The 20,294-nt window shown below is 59.1% G+C and carries 14 protein-coding genes and 1 tRNA gene; 4 read left to right on the top strand and 11 right to left on the bottom strand.

From position 1 onward, the window contains the following. Positions 1-18 precede the first annotated feature (18 nt). The gene (locus tag WC529_03695; GenBank protein ID MFA5113384.1) at positions 19-1,797 is read left to right on the top strand and encodes an alpha-amylase family protein; all 1,779 of its coding nucleotides are present in this window, start codon (positions 19-21) and stop codon (positions 1,795-1,797) included. Continuing rightward, positions 1,749-4,094, top strand: a complete 2,346-nt coding sequence (locus WC529_03690; protein ID MFA5113383.1) for a glycosyl transferase — start codon at positions 1,749-1,751, stop codon at positions 4,092-4,094. Before WC529_03695 ends, WC529_03690 begins: the two co-directional genes overlap by 49 nt. Here WC529_03690 and WC529_03685 read toward each other — a convergent pair. The 5 genes from WC529_03685 to WC529_03665 form a co-directional block, all read right to left on the bottom strand. Beyond that, positions 4,091-8,833 carry a hypothetical protein gene (locus WC529_03685; protein MFA5113382.1) on the bottom strand — a complete coding sequence of 1,581 codons (4,743 nt, stop codon included), beginning with the start codon at positions 8,831-8,833 and terminating at the stop codon, positions 4,091-4,093. The two genes, WC529_03690 and WC529_03685, sit on opposite strands and share 4 nt — an antisense overlap. Positions 8,834-9,056: 223 nt before the next feature. Beyond that, on the bottom strand, positions 9,057-9,632 hold the full coding sequence (locus WC529_03680) for a hypothetical protein (protein MFA5113381.1): 576 nt from the start codon (positions 9,630-9,632) through the stop codon (positions 9,057-9,059). Positions 9,633-9,730: 98 nt separating this feature from the next. Further along, positions 9,731-10,192 carry a hypothetical protein gene (locus WC529_03675; GenBank protein ID MFA5113380.1) on the bottom strand — a complete coding sequence of 154 codons (462 nt, stop codon included), beginning with the start codon at positions 10,190-10,192 and terminating at the stop codon, positions 9,731-9,733. 75 nt (positions 10,193-10,267) lie between these two features. Next, positions 10,268-11,116 (bottom strand): hypothetical protein, encoded by an 849-nt coding sequence (locus tag WC529_03670; protein MFA5113379.1) that lies wholly within the window; start codon positions 11,114-11,116, stop codon positions 10,268-10,270. A 62-nt stretch (positions 11,117-11,178) separates the two neighbouring features. After that, positions 11,179-11,748 carry an arginine decarboxylase, pyruvoyl-dependent gene (locus tag WC529_03665; GenBank protein MFA5113378.1) on the bottom strand — a complete coding sequence of 190 codons (570 nt, stop codon included), beginning with the start codon at positions 11,746-11,748 and terminating at the stop codon, positions 11,179-11,181. Positions 11,749-11,849: 101 nt separating this feature from the next. On the opposite strand from WC529_03665, the gene WC529_03660 reads away from it, so the two are divergent. Next, a complete protein-coding gene (locus WC529_03660; protein MFA5113377.1) occupies positions 11,850-12,887 on the top strand; it encodes an NAD(P)-dependent oxidoreductase in 1,038 nt (345 codons plus the stop codon). Here the strand turns inward: WC529_03660 and WC529_03655 are convergent. The 3 genes from WC529_03655 to WC529_03645 all read right to left on the bottom strand — a co-directional run bounded on the left by WC529_03655 (position 12,856) and on the right by WC529_03645 (position 14,863). Continuing rightward, positions 12,856-13,128, bottom strand: coding sequence for a GIY-YIG nuclease family protein (locus tag WC529_03655; GenBank protein MFA5113376.1), 273 nt, complete (start codon positions 13,126-13,128; stop codon positions 12,856-12,858). The two genes, WC529_03660 and WC529_03655, sit on opposite strands and share 32 nt — an antisense overlap. Positions 13,129-13,149: 21 nt before the next feature. Continuing rightward, positions 13,150-14,760 (bottom strand): hypothetical protein, encoded by a 1,611-nt coding sequence (locus WC529_03650; GenBank protein ID MFA5113375.1) that lies wholly within the window; start codon positions 14,758-14,760, stop codon positions 13,150-13,152. Positions 14,761-14,792: 32 nt separating this feature from the next. Beyond that, a tRNA-Gln gene (locus tag WC529_03645) sits at positions 14,793-14,863 on the bottom strand. A gap of 101 nt (positions 14,864-14,964) precedes the next feature. Here WC529_03645 and WC529_03640 point away from each other — a divergent pair. Continuing rightward, positions 14,965-17,409, top strand: a complete 2,445-nt coding sequence (locus WC529_03640; GenBank protein MFA5113374.1) for a hypothetical protein — start codon at positions 14,965-14,967, stop codon at positions 17,407-17,409. Here WC529_03640 and WC529_03635 read toward each other — a convergent pair. From WC529_03635 to WC529_03625, 3 genes are read right to left on the bottom strand one after another with little or no spacing between them, the layout of a single operon-like run. Then, a complete protein-coding gene (locus WC529_03635; protein MFA5113373.1) occupies positions 17,399-18,199 on the bottom strand; it encodes a hypothetical protein in 801 nt (266 codons plus the stop codon). The genes WC529_03640 and WC529_03635 overlap by 11 nt on opposite strands. 15 nt (positions 18,200-18,214) lie before the next feature. Continuing rightward, positions 18,215-19,507: an acetate kinase gene (locus WC529_03630; GenBank protein MFA5113372.1), complete on the bottom strand. Its 1,293-nt coding sequence runs from the start codon at positions 19,505-19,507 to the stop codon at positions 18,215-18,217. Beyond that, complete coding sequence (locus WC529_03625; GenBank protein ID MFA5113371.1) at positions 19,479-20,285, bottom strand: FAD:protein FMN transferase; 807 nt, start codon at positions 20,283-20,285, stop codon at positions 19,479-19,481. Before WC529_03625 ends, WC529_03630 begins: the two co-directional genes overlap by 29 nt. Between the last annotated feature and the right edge of the window lie 9 nt (positions 20,286-20,294).

The following is a 20,294-nucleotide window of genomic DNA, read 5'->3' as shown; positions in this document are numbered from 1 at the left end:
GCTATAATTACCCTCGCTATGTTGCCCTTTGGCGTCACTTTTTACCCTGACCAGTGGCCGGTCGAAACCTGGGAAGAAAATTTCCGGGAGATCAAAAAGAGCGGCTTCAACGTGGTCCGGTTCGGCGAAATGGCCTGGGATTGGCTGGAACCTGCCCCGGGCAAGTTCGACTTTGCCGGGCTCGACCGTGCCATGAATATTTGCCATAAACACGGGATAAAAGTCCTGCTGGGCATCCCCACTTCCCAAGTCCCTCCCTGGTTCTACCGGCTCTGGCCCAACAGCCGGCCGGTCGCCCAGGACGGGACCCTGTATCCGGAAGCCGGCCCGCGGCCCAACATCTGCAAAGACAACCCGCATTACCGGAAACTGGCTGAACGGCTGACCAGAAAGCTGGTCGCCCGGTACAAGAATCACCCGGCCCTGCTCTACTGGCAAATCGATAACGAGCCGGTTTACCCGCCGCTCGACCATACGACGATGAACGATTTCTGCCATTGCCAGCACACCCGCCGCGCCTTCATCAGCTGGACGAAGAAACGCTACGGCTCGCTGAAAAAAGTGAACGAGGTCTGGGGAACTAAGTTCTGGACCAACCACCTCTCCAGCTTTGAGGACATTACGACACCGAAGGCCGGGATCTGGGAAGCCGTCTCGCCGCATATCTTCCTCGACTGGTTCCGGTTCAAGACCGATAGCTTGGCTGGCTGGATCGGCTATTTGGCCAAGATCGTCAAACAACTGGACGGCAAGCACAAAGTCGGCGCCAACGGTTTCATCGGCATCAGCACCCGTGTCCCCGACCATTCCATTATGGTCCAGGGGCTCGACTGGTACGGCCTCGATATTTATCCCAAGGGGGGCCGGATGGGGAAGACCGATCTCGCTTTCATGCTCGACCTCTGGCGCAGCTTCGCCCGCGCCGGTCATGCAGAATTTCATATTACTGAAATGCAGGGCGGTCAGAACGTTCGCTGGGGCTGCCCCGATTACGTCGCGGGACCGGAGATCAAGTGGTGGACCGAAATGGCTTTTGAACATGGCGCCCAGGCCTTGCTCTATCATGCCTGGCGTCCGCCTTTGTTCGGCGCGGAAACCGCGGGTTTCGGCATTCTCAAAGCCGACGGTTCCTCGACTAAACGTTTGGACGTTATTAAAAAACTAGCCAAATCAATTCCGCATTCGTCATTCCGCAATCCGCATTCAAAGTTAGCCATTGCTTATCTTCGCTCCAGCGAAGTGCAGACCTATCAGGAACAGGGACCGCCGCGGGGGGTCGCCGGACAATGGGAGCCGGTTCGCGTCGATATCGGCCTGCTGCACGGGATGATGTCGATCCAGGGAGCTTATCAGTTGGCCGCCAAGAAACATAAGCTCATCGACTTCATCTTTGAGCAGGACCTGACCGCCGGCAATATTCCGTACCGGACACTGCTGCTCCCCGATCCTTATCTGCTTTCCAAACAGCAGTTCGCCAACCTGAAAAAGTGGGTCGCTCAGGGCGGAACGTTAATAACCGAGTCCCGATTTGGCCTGAAAGACGAGAATGGGCATCTCTACCCCAATCCGCTGCTCGAAGCGCTGCTGGGCGTTACCTGGGACCACGGTGAGATGAATGCCGACGGTTTTCTGGACGTCCTGGCCGGACACCCCAAAAAGAATTTATTGATCACCAAGAAGATCGGTCGGGGCAAAGTCCTTTACGCGAATTTTAGTCTGTTTTCCGTAATCCAGAAGGGAGCAAGCAAATGGCGAAATACGGCTACTTTGATCAAGACAATAAAGAATACGTTATAACCCGGCCCGACACCCCGCTGCCGTGGATCAACTACCTGGGGGCGGAACAGTATTGCGCGTTGATGAGCAACACCGCCGGCGGCTACAGCTTCTACCGGGACCCGAAAGAGCGCCGCATCACCCGCTATCGTTACAACAACGTGCCGATGGACCGGGGCGGCCGCTACATCTACATCCGCGACAATAAGACCGAAGATTACTGGTCGGCTTCGTGGCAGCCGGTGATGAAAAAAGACAAGTACGAATGCCGCCACGGGATCGGCTACACCGTTATTACGACCGAATACGCCAACGTCCAGGCCAAGACGACCTACTTTGTCCCGCTCGGCGAAAATCTGGAAATTTGGATGCTGGAGATCAAAGCGCGCAAAGCGGCCGACCTGTCGGTCTTCCCCTTTGTCGAGTTCTGTCTCTGGGACGCGCTCAACGACATGACCGACTACCAGTACAACCTGAACATCGGCCAGACCGAGTTCAAGGACAACATCATTTATCACCTCTCCCGCTACCGCGTCTCCCAGGACGTCGTCGGCTTCCTTGCCTGCGCCAACGCGACCCCCAAGGGGTTCGACACCCAGCGGCGCGACTTTATGGGGACCTACGGCGACTTCGCCAATCCGCGCGCGGTCGAAGAGGGGAAGATGAACAATTCGATCGCCTGCGGCTGGTCGCCGGTCGGGGCGCTGATGTTCCCCTGCCATTTAAAGGCGAACGAGACCAAGACCTTTATCTTCGTCCTCGGCTTCTCCGAGGACATTACCGAGCCGGCGCGCAAGGTCAAGAAATTCGCCAAGAAAGAGGTCGTCCTGAAAGAGCTGGCCAAGCTGAAGGAATACTGGGACGAGAACCTCGACAAGTTCTCCGTCCGGACCCCCGACCCCGAGCTGAACATCATGGCCAACACCTGGAACCAGTACCAGTGCCGGACCACGTTCAACTGGTCGCGCTCCGCTTCTTATTACGAATCGGGGATCGGCCGCGGCATGGGTTTCCGCGATTCGAACCAGGACACTCTTGGCTTTGTCCACATGATCCCGGCTAAGGTCAAAGAGCGGATCAAGGACCTGGCCGCCACGCAATTGGCCGACGGAAGCGCCTATCACCAATATTCCCCGCTGACCAAAAAGGCCAATCCGTCCGACCACAAATACGGCGACGACCACCTCTGGCTGATCTACTCGGTCGCCAGCTATCTCAAGGAGACCGGCGACCTCGCTTTCCTGAAGGAAAAAGTGACGTTTGCCGGCGAGGACAAGGGAACGATGTACGAGCATCTCGCCCGGGCGATCCGGTTCTCCCTGAAGCATATCGGCTCGCACGGCCTCCCCAAGATCCTTTTTGCCGACTGGAACGACTGCCTCAACCTCGACCAGGGTAAAGGGAAAGCGGAATCGGTCATGGTCGCGCAGATGCTGGTCGGGGCCGCTTTTGAGCTGGCCAAGATGGCCGGTCTGCTCAACAAGAAGAAGGACGCCAAGCTCTACCAGCAGATCGCCGAGAAGATGAAAGAACAGATCAACAAGGCTTCCTGGGACGGTGAATGGTATGTCCGCGCTTATACGGACGACTGCGAACCGGTCGGCGCCAAAGCCTGTCCCGAAGGGAAGATCTATTTGGAAACCCAGGCCTGGGCCGTTCTTTCCGGCACGGCCGACCGGGAGCGCGGGCTTAAGTGCCTGGACGCCGTCCACCGGCACCTGGCGACCGAGCACGGCATCCAGGTGATGACCCCACCCTACTCCAAATTCTACCACCAGCTCGGCTCGATCGGCGTTTATCCGCCCGGCCTAAAAGAGAACGGCGCGATCTTCTGCCACCCGAACCCGTGGGCAATGATCGCGGAATGCCTGCTCGGCCGCGGCGACCGCGCTTACCAGTACTACCGGGCGATCCTCCCGCCGGCGCGCGGCGAGATCGCCGACCTCCACAAGACCGAGCCGTACGTCTACTGCCAGATGATCGCCGGCAAATACCACAAGGATTTCGGCGAGGGGAAGAACTCGTGGCTGACGGGCTCGGCCTGCTGGAACTTCGTCGCCATGTCGCAGTATATCCTCGGGATCAGGCCCGATTACTTGGGGCTAAAGATCGACCCGTGCATCCCCAAGGCGTGGAAAGGGTTCTCCGCCAAACGGACGTTCCGCGGCGCGGATTATTACATCACCGTGCGCAATCCGTACGGGGTCAGCAAAGGGGTCCAGAGCGTTGTCATGGACGGCAAGAAGGTCGTCGCCAACATCATTCCGCCCGACGCCAAGCCAGGCAAAGAGCATCACGTCGAAGTGATGATGGGTTAACTGTTCACCGCGGCAGGGGCCATTGAGGCGATCTGCTGCAGAGCGGCCTGAATGAACGGGTCGCTGTAATCGAGCACCACGTCCTCCCCGGCCAGCGCCCGGGAAACAAGCTGCAGCGCCTCATACGCCCGCCGCTGCATCTGCGAGATGTCCGCGATCGCTTCGCCGTTCTCCGCCAGCACGTACCGCATCAGGTCGGCGTCGTCGATCCGGCCGCGGCTGTCGCCGAGCAATTCGGCCGGCAGCTCAACGCCGATCCCGGTGACTATATCGTTCTCTACCGCGCTCCGCGCCTGTCTGGCGGTATCCTGGGCAAAATCAACCGCTTCGCCGACCGCCCCGTTATGGACCTCGCGTCCCAGCGTCAGCACCAGCCCGTTCCGTTCGGTGATCGCGTCGCGGCTGTCGAACAGCGCCTGGCCGTGCGTCACGTGTTCATTGGTCAGGACCGGGTTGCCGTTGTTATCCATCAGCCCCAGTGCCTGGTAGAACGGCTTTTCGGCCGACAGGTCCCGCCCCTGATGCAGGCCAACCAGCATCGTGTAGGCGACCTCGTCCAGGTCGCGGGGGTTGTTGCCCGTTAATTCCAGCGGGTCGGCGGTCTCGCCGATCAGCGACGGGTCAAAAGCGAGCGGATTGGTCGTCGTCCCCATATTGTAGGCGACCAGTTTATCGTAATAGGCCGGATCGTCATGCTGGGCGTTGTCGGCCGTCAGGGTGAGCGGCGTTTCGCCGTACAGCTCCGGGTTCAGGAAGATCGGGTTCTGCGCGATGTACTGGAGCGCGATGGCGGAGAGCACGTCCAGGACCTGGCGGCCGGTCGTTTCGGCCTGCACGCTCTGGTCGATCAGGGCGTCAACCGCCTCGTCGTCCGCGTCGCTGAAGATGTCGAGGATCATCGTCGCGTATTCGCTCCCCAGCAGGGAGAGCGCGCCGAAAGCGGCCGGGTGCGCCGCGCTGAACGCGCCGCTGTAAAAATCCATCCCCTCCCGCTCGCCCCACAACCGCGTCATCCCGTCGGTGATCGGCGCGTTGAGCGCCAGGGCGACCAAGAGCCGCTGGGTGATCGGATTGCTCATCAGCCGGCCGAGCGTCCGGCCAACAGCGCTGTTGGCCGTGGTCGCGCCCGAAGCCAGCTGCGTGTAAAGCATCGTCGAAAATACGCCGGCGGAGACCTGCGGCACCAGGCCGCGGGCGAAACTATCGTCTCCCACGCCCGCTAAAGCCAGCAGCATGTTATAAACGTTACTGCCGACGATGCCGGCGCCGGTCCCGACCATGCCGGTGCTGAAAAAGCCGCGCAGCGCGCCGAACCTGCCCCGCGCCATGGCGGCCAGCATTTCCGGCTCCACCAGCGGCTCCAGCAGGAAGCCGATGATCGGCGCGTTGGTCCCCAGCGCCCCGGTAATGCCGCCCTGGACATATTCCTGGCAGATCTCCTGCATGATCTCGCCGCCGATCGAACCGCCGCTGACCTGGAACTGCTCTTGCAGGCGCTGCGCCAGCGCCGGGTTTGCCTGCGCCGCCGCGGCGATCCTTTCCGTGACGAGCTCGGTTACTCTGGCTTTCAGCTTGCCGACATTATTGGCCATTTCCGGGTTGATCTCCCGTAATCGGTCGGTAAAGACCTGTTCGGTCATTCCCGGCGTGGTCATTAAGGTTACGACCTGGGCCGCCTGGGCCGTGGTCAATCCGTACTCGCTGACCAGGACGTCCGTAATGCTCCGGCCGACGGCGCTCGCCGTCTCCGCAGCCGCCGCCGTTTGCGCCGCTGCGCCCGCTCTGGCGGCCAAGCTCTGTTGGGCGGCCGTTATCCGTTCCTGGCCGATCATGGCTACCAGGTCGGATTGTTCGGCCATTGCCTGCAAGGCAAGCTGTTCCTGTTCGATCTCCGCCGCCGTGAACCGGGAATCCGGGTTATCCAGCTTAGCTTGCAGTTCATTGAAATGATAAGCGCGGCCGCTGACATATTCCGTGTGGGCCGCCTGTAATTCGACTTCGAGCCGACCCAGCTCCGACGCGCTCAGGTTGAGCGCGGCCAGCGACGGGGTGATCTGCCCGGTCTGGCGGAACTTGACCAGCGCCTGCCGCAGCCGGTCGAAATTGACGTTCGGCTGGCCGGCGATCTTTCCCTCGATGATGCCGGTGACGTCGCGGCCGAACCGTTCGTCGAGCATCCTCATCCCTTCGTAATATCCGTCGGGCAGTGCCATGGTCAGTATTTCACCCGACGGTGCGCCGGCAAAATTGACGACTGCCTGTCCCGCGGATGACGGAACATAGTCCGCCTGATAAGCATAGATCTGTCCGTCCTGTAAGTAGTAGGGAGACAATCTGATCCCTTCCCGGCTGACGGTAAATGGCCCCAACCGGCCGTCGCTGACCGTGATCTCTTGTCCGTTAGGCCCGCGATAGGTAAGCGACGTTCCATTTGAGCCCGAAACGGCAGTATATTGCGTGCCGTTATAAGTGATATTGATCGTGCGCGCGGCGTCACCGGCGCGCAGCGGCGTCAATACCGCCAATTGACCCGGCACGTAAGAAGCGGTGGTCCCGTCCGGGTAGCTAAGATTCGTTGTCGCCTGGTAACCGCCGATCCGGTGGACCATGACCGTATCGCCGACCCGCTGATATAATATGTCGCCGAATATCTGCGGTTCTCCTTCGACTAATTTATAGGGGTTCGCCTCAAATCCTTCATAGCGGACAAAGATCAGCCTGTTCCCGCTGAAGTCGGTCATCGCGCTCAACTCGGCATTAACGGTATAGGGATTTCCCTCGCTGTCGACCGCCGGAATGCCGAAGACCCGGTTTTGCCCTGATTGCACATCCAGGCTTAAAGTCGGATTTTGCGTATCCAACATGATCTCGGGGGTCAAGGCGGCAGGTTGCGGCGCCGGAGCGACCGCCGGCGCTGCTGTCTCCGGCAAACGGACTTCGGTTTCCGGAACCCGGACCTGCATGAACGGCCCGTTCATTTCGAAAGGAAGGTTCAACCGCTCAAATACTCCAGAGTAATAACGGAATAATTCGCCGCCGTCCGGCACCAGCTTGATCGACTCGACGCCGGCTTGCCGGGCTAAATTAAGTAGGCCAACAAACATGTCCGGCGTGCCGCCCGGTCCGGTCCCTCCCAGCTGCGGATCGACCGCTGACCTGCCCTCTGCCAAAGCGGCAGCTACTCTAACATGGTCCCGCAGCCTGATGCCGGCAACCTCAAGCGACACAATGTTCCCCAAGGCGTCCCTCGTCGGTTTGAGAACGATGCAAAAACTGTAACGCCCGCGCAACCCCTCCGCCGTCGGCTCGACCATGTCGTTGCTGCTCTTAAAAACAAAGTATTCCGCTCCGGTTTCCGATTGCCGGCGTTCAAATGTCGTGGCGACCCCATCCCCGGCCGCGCCCGGTCCCTGGAAATACTGGGCAACTTCCGGCGTCAGCAGGGAAAAGCGGCCCTGCTCCAGCTGCGCGGCAAAGCCGGCATCTTCGGTCGCTTGGGTCGGCGCCGGCTGAATGATCGTTTCCAGATCGATCAGCTCCGCGCCTTGCAGGCTGGGCGCTTGCGGCGAATACTCGGGCGCGTAAGCTTCGATTGTTCCGTCCTGAAGGTGAAAAGGCGAGAAATAAACCCTGTTATCCTGAATGACGAACGGACCGAGCCGCCCGTTCTGGATCGCCGTGTCCTGTCCGCGGGGGCCATGGTAAGTAACGGTTATCTCCTGCGCGGTTGTCGTGAGCGTATATCTGGCGTCGCCGTAGACGATCTCCTGCGCGACCTTATCGTCCGCCGCGGTGATCGTTGGCAGATCGATCCGGCTGCCGGGGTAGAGAAATTGAACTTCGCCGTTCGCCTGTCTGATCCCGCCGACGGCGCTCGGCATGGCGTCCACCTGCATGGCAACGATCGTGTTCCCTTGCCGCTGCAGGACGATCCCGTCTTTCCCGTAGTAAAGCGGGCTGTCTTCCCGAATAAAGGTCGGGAAGTCGTTCTCGTTCAGGCGGATATAGATCTGCGGATCGCCGTTCGTCTCGGTGATGGCGGTCAATTCCGCCGTTGCGATCGTCGGATTTCCCTGGCCATCCCGGGTCAAAAAGGTGATCGTCCTGGTTTGGCCAGACGGGACCTCGACGCTGAGCAGCGGATTGACGTCGTCAATAACCAGGTTAGGCACCTCGACAACCTCGACTTGCGGCCGCTGTTCCGGTATGCTAACAACTTGGTCCGGTTCGGCAAAACTGAACGACTCAGCCGCCGGCGTCCGGCGGACCTGGCCGGCGCCAACCGACGGAGTATCAAGCAGTTTCTTAACCTCGATATTGATGATAATATGGTCGCCGATGTGCCTGACTTCAGCTCCCATTTCTGCTAGTACAGGGGCCATTCTCTGACTATAACTGTCGGCAATAAGCTGCATGCTGAGCCGGCGGTAACCGAGGCCGCTTAACAACCCCGGGAGGTTCGCTCTGATATGCTCCATCCCTCCCAACCTCCGGTAAGCTCCCTTGCTCTGGCAAGTTAACCCGCTGATCACTATGTCCTGACGAACGCCTCTCTCCCGGAACTCAGCCAGTTCCAGGGAAAAGATATATTGCGAGTTCTCTGCTTTGATCTCGACATGGCGACCGTCGAGAGAAGCTTCAATGTGGATATCGTCCGGTGAGAATGAGCGATAAACTTCCGGGGGAATAAGTCTGCCTAAATTATCTCTGACCGCTTGTTCCAGGCTGACATCTGCCATTGAGCCGGGAGTAATTTCGGCAAATTGGAGAGGGGCAACCTGACCCGCCTGGGTACCTTGGCGGGCTTGATTGACCGGATAACTGTTTATTTGGCTGCTTCCGTAGGTCATTTATTCCTCTTTTTTGGGAATCTTATAACTAAAAAGTCAACCTCAAGCGGTTGACCCTTTTCACTATATTTATCGTATCTGCAGGGTAAAAACTTGTATGAAAAAGGGCCTTTTAAGCGGTCAAATGGCGGTGGAAAAGAAGCAACCCGGCATGGGTCGCCAGGCGCTGGAGCGGGGCTAACTGGGTCCATTCATCCAGGAAGTGTTTTGGCCCGGTAACGGTGATCATCCCGACGACTTGTATATCCCCGGTCGGCCGGGGATAAAGGGTGTAAATGTCTTTGATCTCCGGAAAGTTGAAGAGCGGAATGGCGATCGCCGCCCCCTTCAGCTGGAATCCCCAGAGCTCCGGAATTAGTTGCATCTCCTCGCCCCGGGCAGAATAGATCTGGTCCGAGTTCCCCCGCTGATTGCCGCTCACGAAGATCCGAAAGTTCGCCCGGTCAGGTATGTAGATCAGCCTTTTCTGCTTGGCCGCCGCGATCGCCAAATCACGCACCGGCGTCGGGGCCTCTTGTGCGAGATTCGGCAACATCACATTGATGTCCAGCCCCTCCGGCGGATACTGGCTGCTGTGCTTGACGAACTTCTGTACTACCCAGGCCAGACGGGCCGCGAATTCCGCCAGGTCGCGGCATCCCTCCAGCCGGCTTTTACCGCGCATTCCGTTGATGACTCCGACGTTCACCAGCTGTTGATTACGGCGGTAATCGGGGCTAAGCGCCTGGAGATGTCTAGTGATCCGCTGAGTGAAAACACCGGGACGCGGCCTGAGTATCTGCGCGGTCATGATGTCACCCTGGCCCAGTTGCCCGGCTGCATGTACAGCGTGCCGCTCTTCGGTTCGATCTCCAGATAGAAAGATTTAACCCCATCCCCATCCCAGGTAAAATCAAAATGCTTATTCACGGCAAAACGCTTCCAGGCGGCCATTTTATTCTCGTCAAAGACCAAACTCCGGATCGCCCTGGGAAGAAAAGTTGTTTTTTCTTCGATCCCCAGCATCCGGCGGAAATATTCCGTGCCGCCGAGGAACCCGATCCGGGCGCGGATATCGTCTTGCAAGCCGAGCTTCATTTTGAGGTGGTCGCGGAGCGGCCGATGGCGGCCTTGCGCGTCGCGGTAAAACAATTCCCGCCTGCCTTGCGGGCAATTCGGCCTGGCGACCGTACCGGGCACCAGGTTGAGCGAGCGATAAATATTCGCTTTTATCCGGCTTAAGAACATTGGCTGTCTCCGAGGGTTCATCGCCAGATAAAACGCGCGATTTCAAAGAAAATGCCCGGCTTTTTAGGCCGGGCATTCACTTATTAAAACAGTTAACTAACGGGTGCCGAAACGGGTCGAATAAACCGCCCCCAGGCCGCACAGCCAGGCGATCGCCTTGATCAGGAAACCGCCGACGGGGACCAGGCCGACCAGCGACAGGATAACGATGCCGGTCAGGGTCTCGACCATCATCGATTTACCGGAGATCTTGAAGGCCTGCAGCGTCTTTTTGCCCAGCAGATGGCCGATCGCGATATAACCGAACAATCCGGCGGCGATCACCAGGACGGCCCAGACCGGGATCAGGATAATGCCGATAATGGAAACAGCCAGGATGATGGCGATCGGGACAAAAAGAATGGCGATCAGGATGCCGATCAGGAAATCACGAAGTAAGTTGCCTTCCATGCTCCCCGAGGTCCGCCCCAGCTGCGGGGTGAACAAGGCGACCAGGATGACCGCCAGGATAATAAAACCGATAAAGTTGAGGACGCCGAACAGGGCCAGGCCTTTGAGCATCCCGCCCTTGGTAAAGAACGAGACCGCCGGCGTGATCCCGCCGATCGCGACCTCGACGATATCGCCCTTGTTGATCGCCCCCGGCTCCTTCATCACTTTGCCGCCGACCGAAACGACGTCGCCGCCGACCGCCGCGGTGTCTTTCAGGAAGACCGAGCCGCCGATCGACACGACGTCCTCGATGACCTTGCCGTAGACGGTGACCGAGCCGCCGACCGAGACGGCCGAACGGACCTCCGCCCCTTCGGGGATGGTAACGCTGTCGCCGACGCGGACGACCGATTGCTTGTCTTTTTCCAGCCCTTTAACGATGGCGAACGCGGTAGCGGCAAAAGAGACCAGGAGAAAGACGACCAGCAGCGAACCAAGGATTTTTTTCAACATTCCGACACCTCCAAAGGTAGTTCTGTGCTGATTATATGACGCTAAAAGAGGGATGTAAAGGGCTATTTGCCTTCGGGCGCGGCGCTGGCCGGGTCGATGATCAGGACGGCGGCGGCCAGCACGGTGGTCCAGAGGCCGCGCTGGCCGATGGCGCTCTGCGTCACGTGCGAGGTCCGGACGATCTTGTCGGAGAGCTTCCACATTTCCTGCCGCTCGTCCCAGCTGGTAGTCTCGTCGAACGGAATGTCCAGGACGGTCGCCAGCATCTGCGCCGCGATATCTTCGGCGTATTCGCCGCACTCCTCGTCGGTCATCCCGTGGCCGTGGTGTTCGCTCAGGTATCCGTAGGTGCTCGGGTCGGCCGGCAGGGCGACGCCGATCGACGCGGAAATGAGGCGGTGCGATTCGTTGGTGTCGTTGCGCGACATGACGATAAAAGTGATCTGGCCCGGCTTGATCATTTTCAGCCCTTGCTCGCGGGGGACCTGCTTACAACCGGGCGGGAAGATGCTGGAGACCTGGACGTAGTTGACCGCCTGGATGCCGGCGTCGCGCAGCGCCATCTCAAAGCTGGCCAGCTTTTCTTTGTGCCGCCCGACCCCTTTGACGAAAAAGATCTTATCCGGGACCATGTCGTTCATTAAGATTTATTATACAACTCTCTGCGGAAAAAGCAAAAAATTGCTTTTTATAATTGAAATTAATTGATCGCTCCATCGATAACCAGTCAACAATGCCTAATTTTTACAGCGGGAAAAGAGTCTTGGTCTCCGGCGCCAGCGGGTTTATCGGCTCGCATCTGGCCCGGGCCTTAGCCGACAAGGGGGCGCGGGTGACCGCTTTGCACCGCAGAAGCCCGGCCATCATCCCCCACTCCTTGCTTTTTTCCCCTCCCGATCCCCGGATCGCTCTTTTACAGGTTGATATCAACGATCATTCTTTGGTGGACCGGACCATGGGCGCGGTCAAGCCCGAAGTCGTTTTTCACCTGGCAGCCGAAAGCCAGGTCCGCAGAGCGGCCGAAAACCGGGAATTGACCCTTCAGACCAACTATCGTTCCGCCAAATATTTGCTCGAGTCCGCTTTCCGGCATTCCCCCGATCTCCTGGCCTTGGTGGTCTCTTCCAGCATATTGGTCTATCCCCAGACCCTTACCCCGCCTTTTCGGGAAGAGATGCTCTCCGCGCCCGGCGAGGATGACCGCGCGGCTTCCGTCTTTGCCTCCCAGCCCTACGCCCTGTCCGTCGCGCTCATCGATCAAGCGGCTCGCAACTCGGGATTGCCGGTTTCCGTCTGCCGGCTGACCAACGTTTATGGCCCGGGAGACTTTAATTCCCAAAGAACGGTCCCGCTGCTTTTCCGGGCGATAATCCGCAATTCCCCCCTGGAACTCCGGCTATCTGCCGGCCAGCTTGCCGGCGTTCGTGATTTTCTTTATATTGACGATGCCGTGGGATCATACCTGCGGCTGGGGGCGAAAACCCCGGAATTGCCAGGGCAAGCCTTCAATTTTGGGACCGACCAACCGATCACTCTAACCGGTTTAATTAAATTGCTCTTTGCCGGCGCCGGCCTTACAATGGAAAACAGTCAGGTCTCCTATTCTGCGGTGAGAACCGAAGGCGCAACGCCCAGCTACTTTGCGGACTGGTCCAAAGCTAAAAACTTATTGGGTTGGGAGCCGAAGATCGCCCTGCAAGAGGGGCTGCAAAGGACCTTTCTCTGGTATCAGGAATTCTTCAAGCGCCACCCGGAAGCCTTGCCCTCTTAGAGCGTTCGATCAAGGCGAGTTTTTTTCTCCTCGGCCAGCTTTTGATCTCGTGTTCTCTTTTTGCCGCCGCCGACCTGGTCGCGTATCTTTTGTAATAGCGGATCTTGACCGCTGGATTATACGAGGTGTAACGAGCCCCCCTGCCGGTCCGGTGCTGTTCAAAGCGGCGCTTAAGATCGGTGGTAATGCCGGTGTAAAACGCTCGGTTGGCACATTCGATAATATAAACAAAAAAGGGCATAGATCTCGGCTCGTCGAGGGGCTACTCCTCCAGCAGGGAATTAAGCACCTGGTACGCGTCGTCCTGGGTCAAGCGCGCGAGCGCCAGGCGTTGGAGTACCAGCTCCTGGACATAGGCGTGAAAAACGACCGGGTCGCTGATCTTGAACTTAGTGAGGTCGTTCAATAAGGCCCGGCGCAAAGGCGCCAGTCCCGCCCAGCGCGACTTAAGCGTCGCATAAATGTTCGCGTTCTTCTTGATCGAAACGACATATTCATTGATATCATTGATCAAGCCCTGCGTCTTGAGCCGGTCGATCTTTAATTCCGCACCCTCCCGTTTAGCGATCCCCTCGCTGACCAGGAGGTCCGACTCCGCGGTGGTCAGCGGGATATCGCCGGCCACCTTATAAGCGACAAAGACGTCCGGCGGGACCTCCGCGGCCTCGGCGCTGGTCAACGGCAGGTTCAGCGCCAACTTATAACTGGCGCTGCCCGCCGGCTCGATCAGGTCGGGGGTGTTCGGGTCCCGGATAAAATCGTAACAGGCTAAATATAGTTCAAAATTCTTGCTGTACTTGGCGCAATCTTCAAAAGTGTCCTTGGGCGCCGCCAGGACCTTGATAAGTTCGCGGACCATTTGGCGCTGTTCCATCATCAGGTCGCCGGAGGTGTGCGCCAGCTCCGCCGCGGAGGTCTTGCGGTCGCGCGAAAGCTGGATCGGGTATTTGCCGAACTCGTTGCTCCCCCAGCGGGCCTTGACCACGTTGCCGCTCTCGTCGGTCGCGACGTTATAATACAAGTAGACCTGTTTGGCGGCCGGCGCGTTAAGATCGTCGGCGACGATCCCCGGCACCTTAGCCCAGTTGCCCCCCTCGTTAAGAAAGTTCCATTGGCCGCCCGTTTTTTTCAGCTGCGCGTCCTGCGGGATAACGGTCGTGTCGTGATAAATGCCGGAAACGTAGTTGACCGGCTTTTTAAAAACGTAAAAGGTCGCCGCCGAGGTCGGATAAGCGATATCGGCGCTAAATGTCGGCTGCCCGAGACCTTCCCGGCTCTGGACGACTTTCACCGCCGTGCTCGGCCCCGACTGGATCTTGATCTTGGCGAACGGTTCGCCGTCCAGGAAAATGACCCAGAGCGAGGAAGCGGGATAGACCGTCACGGTGACCGCCGCCGGCCTGGCAAAGCGGGGCGCCAGCGCTTTGATGTCAGCCGCAAAATCGATCAGGCTGGTTAAGGTCGGTAATTGCTCATATGACGGATCGGCCAGGTCTTTGCCGCCTTTAACGATTATCTTAGTGCCGATCGGCAGCAGCCGGCTGGCAAGAAAAACGCTGCGCGGGGCCATATGCAGGCAGCCGTGGCTGCGATAAAGGCTGCCGATCATGTCGTTGATCAAAACGCCAAAATTGTAATCGTTGAGCGCGCCGACCGATTCGATCAAGAGGCCCTGCCCTTCTCCGGAAGCGGTCATTTTGATGATATTGAGCAGGGCTTCCTTTTCGCTCTGGCCCAGGAGTGAAGTATCCGGGCCCCGCTCAAAAAGAGTGCCGTAGGTCACCGGGATCCGAAAATACGCCTGGGCCGGCAGGGCCCATAGCAGCACGAGCAAGAAGATCAGCCAGGTCCAACTATTGCGTTTTATCGTCATAATGCGATTTGTTTGCCACGCAGCCGGGAAAGCTGGGGGACAGGGACTTGAACCCCGATTCTCGCCTCCAAAGGGCGGTGTCCTACCATTAGACGATCCCCCACTGAAATAAACTCGAAATACTAAAAACGAAACTCGAAACCGCATTGAAGTATATCATTTATTCTTGAAATCATACACATTTTTTGACGATATTATACTGATATGGTGAAAGTGCAGGAAAACAGAGGATTTGCGATCCGGCCGCGCCCGGTTAGGACCTTGACCGATACCACCCGGCGTTTGGCGGACAGGGTCGGCAAATGGCTATTCCCTAACCCCGAAGCCTTGCTCGGCTGGCAGCCGGCCGCGCTGGGGCCCAGGGACATTTCTCCCGTCATGTTCATGGACGGCATGTCGGCCTCGGGCGGCAAGCTGGTCGACGAACTGGACGTCTCCCGGCAAACCTTGATCGATTCGCTGGCCAAGAACGGCCACAAAGACACTGCCTCGGTCGAGGCCGCCTTTTCCGCACTGGCCCGGCTGGCGCCGGCACAGCGGGAAAGGAACCTCCGGGTCGCCTTCCAGCTCGTGGAATGGCAGGTCTCGCCCGGCGTCGTCGCCGCCTCGCTGCTGCTCGACAGCGCCGAGCTGCCCGGTAAGATCGATGCCGAAACGAAAAAGGCGCTGGCTAACATCAACCGGTTGAACGCCCTCGCCTGCAATTGCAGCGACAAGCAGCAGATCAGTCATTTCCGCAACCTCCTTTTTCAGCTGGCCGACAGTCACGAAACCTTGCTCGCCCTGGCCGCCAAGGACCTCTGCGACCTGCGGCTCTACAACGCCGGGATCAAGCAGCCGAAAAAAGAGCGGATCGAGCGGGCGTTCCATACCAGTTCCTGGGTCCTGAAATATCTAAATCTCGAGGAATGCGGCGAGCTTGAGGACCTGGCCCTGCTGCACCTTGACCCGGCCTATTACAAAAAGGTGGAAGAGCTGCAGGCCCAAACGATCGGCATGGGACGCACCCAGGCGCTGGAACGGCTCAAAGGGATCACCCAGGACCTGGACGCCTTGCTCGATCTCCACGAGATCCCGCACCGGATCATTTACCGGGTCAAGCGGGTACCGAGCTTCGGCCGCAAGGTCAACGAAAAAGGGGAGATCCCGGCCGACTCCAACGGGATCAGGGTGATCTTGACCTCCAATAACGCGGCCGATTGCTATTTGACCCTTTTCCGGATCAGGGAACAGCTGAGCGAGGACGGCTGGGAAGAGATCCCCGCCAAGTATGACGATTACATCGCCAAGCCGCGCCCGACCAGTTACCAGGCGCTGCACGCCCAGTTCCGGCATGCCGACGGCTACACGCTGGAAGCCCAGTTCCGCACCGAGGAGATGGACTGGAACGCCGAGTTCGGCAAAGCCTCGCACGCCGCCTACAAGACCGGCGACGAACTGGCCAAGATCGTCATCGACAACCGCGCGAATATTGCCGAGCAGCGTTTCGCGGCCAAACGGGAAACGATGCAGAAGGCCGGCGTCTATTATGTTTACGACGTCGACAACCGGCTCTTTAAATTGATCAGCGTCACGCCGGACGCCGCGCCGACCCTGCTTGATTTCGCCTTCGCCCGGGGGCTTGGCGAAGGGCTGCTGCTCCAAAGCGGCCTGATCAACGGGCAGCACGCCGCCTTGCGCGACCCGGTCGCGACCGGCGACGTGGTCCGGTTGCTGAAAGGGACCCACCTGCTCTCCGCCGGCCGCGACAAAGACGTCAATACGTTCCTCGGCCGGGCGGTCATTCACGCGCTGTCGCGCGGCGGGATCGACCCGCGCCAGCTGGCGGACGAACGGCGGCTGATCACCAAGGGCGGCAGCCGGTTCGCCGAGCTCAGCCGCGGCATCGCCGGAGAGATAATCGCCGAGGTCCGTAAATATTTCGATGGGCTGGAAAAAGAATCCGAACCCGAAACGTTCCGGTTTTCCCGGGCAGCCGAGCCTCAGCTCCGGTTCTCCCTGGAAAGGCTGGCGCGGCGGAAAGGCTTTTCTTCCGTCGACGAGCTTTACCTGGTCATGGGCCTGCTCAACAATGATGACGCGGCGTTCGCGGCGGCCCTCAAGACCAAGGTCAGGGAAAACGCCGTGATCGCCGCCACGGAGACCGCCGGCCGGACCGCCAAACTGGCCATGCTGGGATTAAACATCCCGGGGGTCGCGCTCGAGCTTTTCCGGCTCATGGAAAAGTACGGTATCAAGGTCCTGGCGATGGAGCAAAAGCCGCTGCGCGGCAATGTTTTCGGCCAGTTGAAGTTCGCGCTGGCCTTTGGCGCCCGGGAAAAATATCAGGCGTTCATCGCCGACCTCGAGAACCTCTACCGCGACGTGCCGCCGCCGGCCCCCCAGCTCGGCAAGATCGTGAATATCGATTTCCGGATCAAACAGGAAGCCGTCAGGCTGGAAACCCTGAAAACCGCGTTGGGCGAGATCGTCGAGCTGGGCGCGAACGTCAGCAAGATCGCGTATCCGTCGGCCTCGCCGGACAAAGAATCGACCTACACTCTTTCGATCCAGCTCCCGTACGGTAATCGCGGGCCGAAGATCATTAAGCTGCTCAGCGAACGGTTGTACGAGATCGAGGGGATCCGGGGGGTAGTCGTTACTTCGTAAGGGAATAGGCCTTGGTCAGCGCCTCTTTCAACCGGTCATCAAGTTTTTTGCCGCGCCGCCCCATCATCGCCGCCGCCGCTTTCAGGAAATCGTCGAGCCGGTAACGCTCCGCTTCGTTCCACTGGAAATCGGGCACGACTTTCGGCGTGACCTTGCCGCCCAGGACGTTCGCGCCGAGGCCGATGACCGAACCGGTGTTGATCAGCGTGCCGATCCCGGTCTTGGCGAAGTCGCCGACAAAACAGCCGAGGAATTGCTGACCAGTATCGACTCCCCCGACTCTGACCGGGCCATAATTGTTCTTTAAATTCGAGTTCGTCGTCCCCGCCCCTAAGTTAACCCACTCGCCGACGTACGCATGGCCGATGAAGCCGTAGTGCGCTTTATTGGCGTAACCGTGGAAGATCGAGTGCGTCACTTCTCCCCCGATCCGGCACTCGGGGCCGATCGAGAGCGGGCCGCGCAGGTAGCTTTGCGGACGGATAACCGTCTTCTTGCCGATGTAGATCGGCCCGGAACGCGCGTCGAGCACGGCGCAAGCCTCGATCTCCGCGCCTTCCTCGATCAGCATGTTCTCCTTGGCGTAAAGGACGGCCGACGGGTGGACCCGACCCGAGACCCGCGACCCGAGACTCGCGACATCTTTTTCCAGATCTTCTTTCAAACCAACGATCAGGTCCCAAAGATATTCGATCTTTTTCCCGGGATGGTCAGCCAAAGTGCGGGCGCCGCAGCGTAATTCGGTAATTTCCCTGATGTAAGTTAGCGGTTTAAAATTTTCTTTCCCCATAGTCCCTCAGCCCCCCTAGTCCCTTGTCCCCAGCGCCGAGTCCCCCTTCTTCCGGTAATTCGGCTTCTCGAACGAATAATGGAAGTGGGTGTGGGTCTCGTAGCGGCCTTCCATGATCGCCACCACGTCCTCGATAAAAACGATCTCTTCGTCGGTCGGGATGACGTAGATCTTGACCGGCGAATCGTCGGCGGAGATCGGCGTTTCCTGTTCCCGGCTGATCGTCTGCTCGTTCTTTTTCTTGTCCAGCTTCAGGCCCAGGTTCTCCAGGCCGTCGACGACCTTCTCCCGCAGCCGCCAGTTCAGCTCGCCGGCGCCGGCCGTAAAAACGACCGCGTCCACCCGGCCGAGCGCGGCCGCGTAGGCGCCGATATATTTTTTCAGCCGATAGGCCTCGATCTCCATCGCCAGCTGGGACCGGCGGTCGCCCTCGCCCGCCGCTTTTTCGATGTCGCGCCGGTCCATGTACTTGCCGGTCAAGCCGAGCAGGCCGCTCTTTTTATTCAGGATCGTGTCGAGCTCTTCGGCGTAGAAGCCCTCTTTTTCGATCATGAAGAGGATGATCGCCGGGTCGATGTCGCCGCAGCGGGTCCCCATCACCGCCCCCTCCAGCGGGGTCAAGCCCATGCTGGTGTCGATCGAGATCCCCCCTTTGATCGCCGTAATGCTGACGCCGTTGCCGATATGCATAGTGATCAAATTCGTTTCCAGCGGCGGCTTGTTCAATAGCACTGACGCCCGGCGGGAAACGTACAGGTGCGAAGTACCGTGAAAACCGTAGCGGCGGACGCCGTACATCCCGTACCATTCGTAAGGGACGGCGTAAAGGAAGGAGCTTTCCGGCATCGTCTGGTGGAAAGCGGTGTCGAACACGGCGATGTGCGGGATATCCGGCAGGACTTCCTGGGCCGCTTCGATCCCGGCGATGTTCGGCGGATTGTGGAGCGGCGCCAGGTCCTGGACGTTCTTGATCGCTTCCAGCACCTCGCTGTCGATCCGGACGGAGCTCTTGAACTTTTCCCCGCCGTGGACGACCCGGTGGCCGACGGCGCAAATGTCCTGCAGGTCGTGGAGCACGCCGTGCTCCTTGTGGACCAGCGTGTCGATGATCAGCTGGAGCGCGGTCCGGTGGTCGGGGCATTCAAAATCAAGCTTCTGCTCCCCTTTGCCCGGCACGCTGAAGCTGATGAACGATCCGGGGATCCCGATCCGTTCCACGACCCCTTTGGTGATCGTCTCCCGCTTCTCCCAGAAGAAGAGCTTATATTTTACCGAGGAGCTACCGCAATTTAACGCCAATACTATCATAAGTTTTTCCGTTCCTGTCGATCACGAACGCTTTGGCTCCGAACCGTTCGAGCAGTTGCCAACCGTCAGCGGGGCCTAACACGAAGACAGCGGTTGATAAAGCGTCAGCCAGGGCCGCGTCTTTAGCAACGACCGTCACGCTCAGGCACCGATCGGCTTTTTTTCCGGTCCGCGGATCGACGATATGGCCGGGTTGTTCGTATTGGCCGGAGGTCGAGAGGGCGTCTCCGTTGTTCAGGATCACTACCCCCAAAACTTCCCCGTCCCTCGGGTCTTTGATCCCGATCCGCCAGCCGTTACCGATCACCGCGATCGACGAATGCAGGTCAATTATAGCACTTTTGACCCCTTTCTTCAGCAGGAGCCGCCGGGCGGATTCGACGGCATAACCTTTGCCGATGCCGCCCAGGTCAATGTCACGGGTCGCGTATCTGATATCGAATGCTCCGCCCGAGGCCCGCTTAACATCCTCCGCCATTTTCAGCACAGCGGCGGTGTCGGCGGAAAGCTGCAGCGGCGCCCGGCCGGCAAGTTTATTGAGCAGGAAGATCTCGCTCCGCCGGTCGTACCGGCTGAACAGGCGGTCGAGCCGCCGGAGCTCGTAGATCGCCCGCAGCGTCCAGTGCGGGGCGCCCGGGCCGGTCACTTTGACGCGAACCGACGTCCCCATCACCGGGGCGGTCCGCTCGGCCACGACCGGCAGCTTGGCGTAATATGATTCCCCGGCGATCGCCAGCAGCAGGAAAAGAATGATCAGGTAAGCGGGGCGTATTTTCATCGCTTAGTA

Source organism: Candidatus Margulisiibacteriota bacterium (genome assembly GCA_041650855.1).
Taxonomy (GTDB): domain Bacteria; phylum Margulisbacteria; class WOR-1; order O2-12-FULL-45-9; family XYB2-FULL-48-7; genus JALOPZ01.
This window is presented reverse-complemented; position numbering and strand designations above follow the sequence as displayed.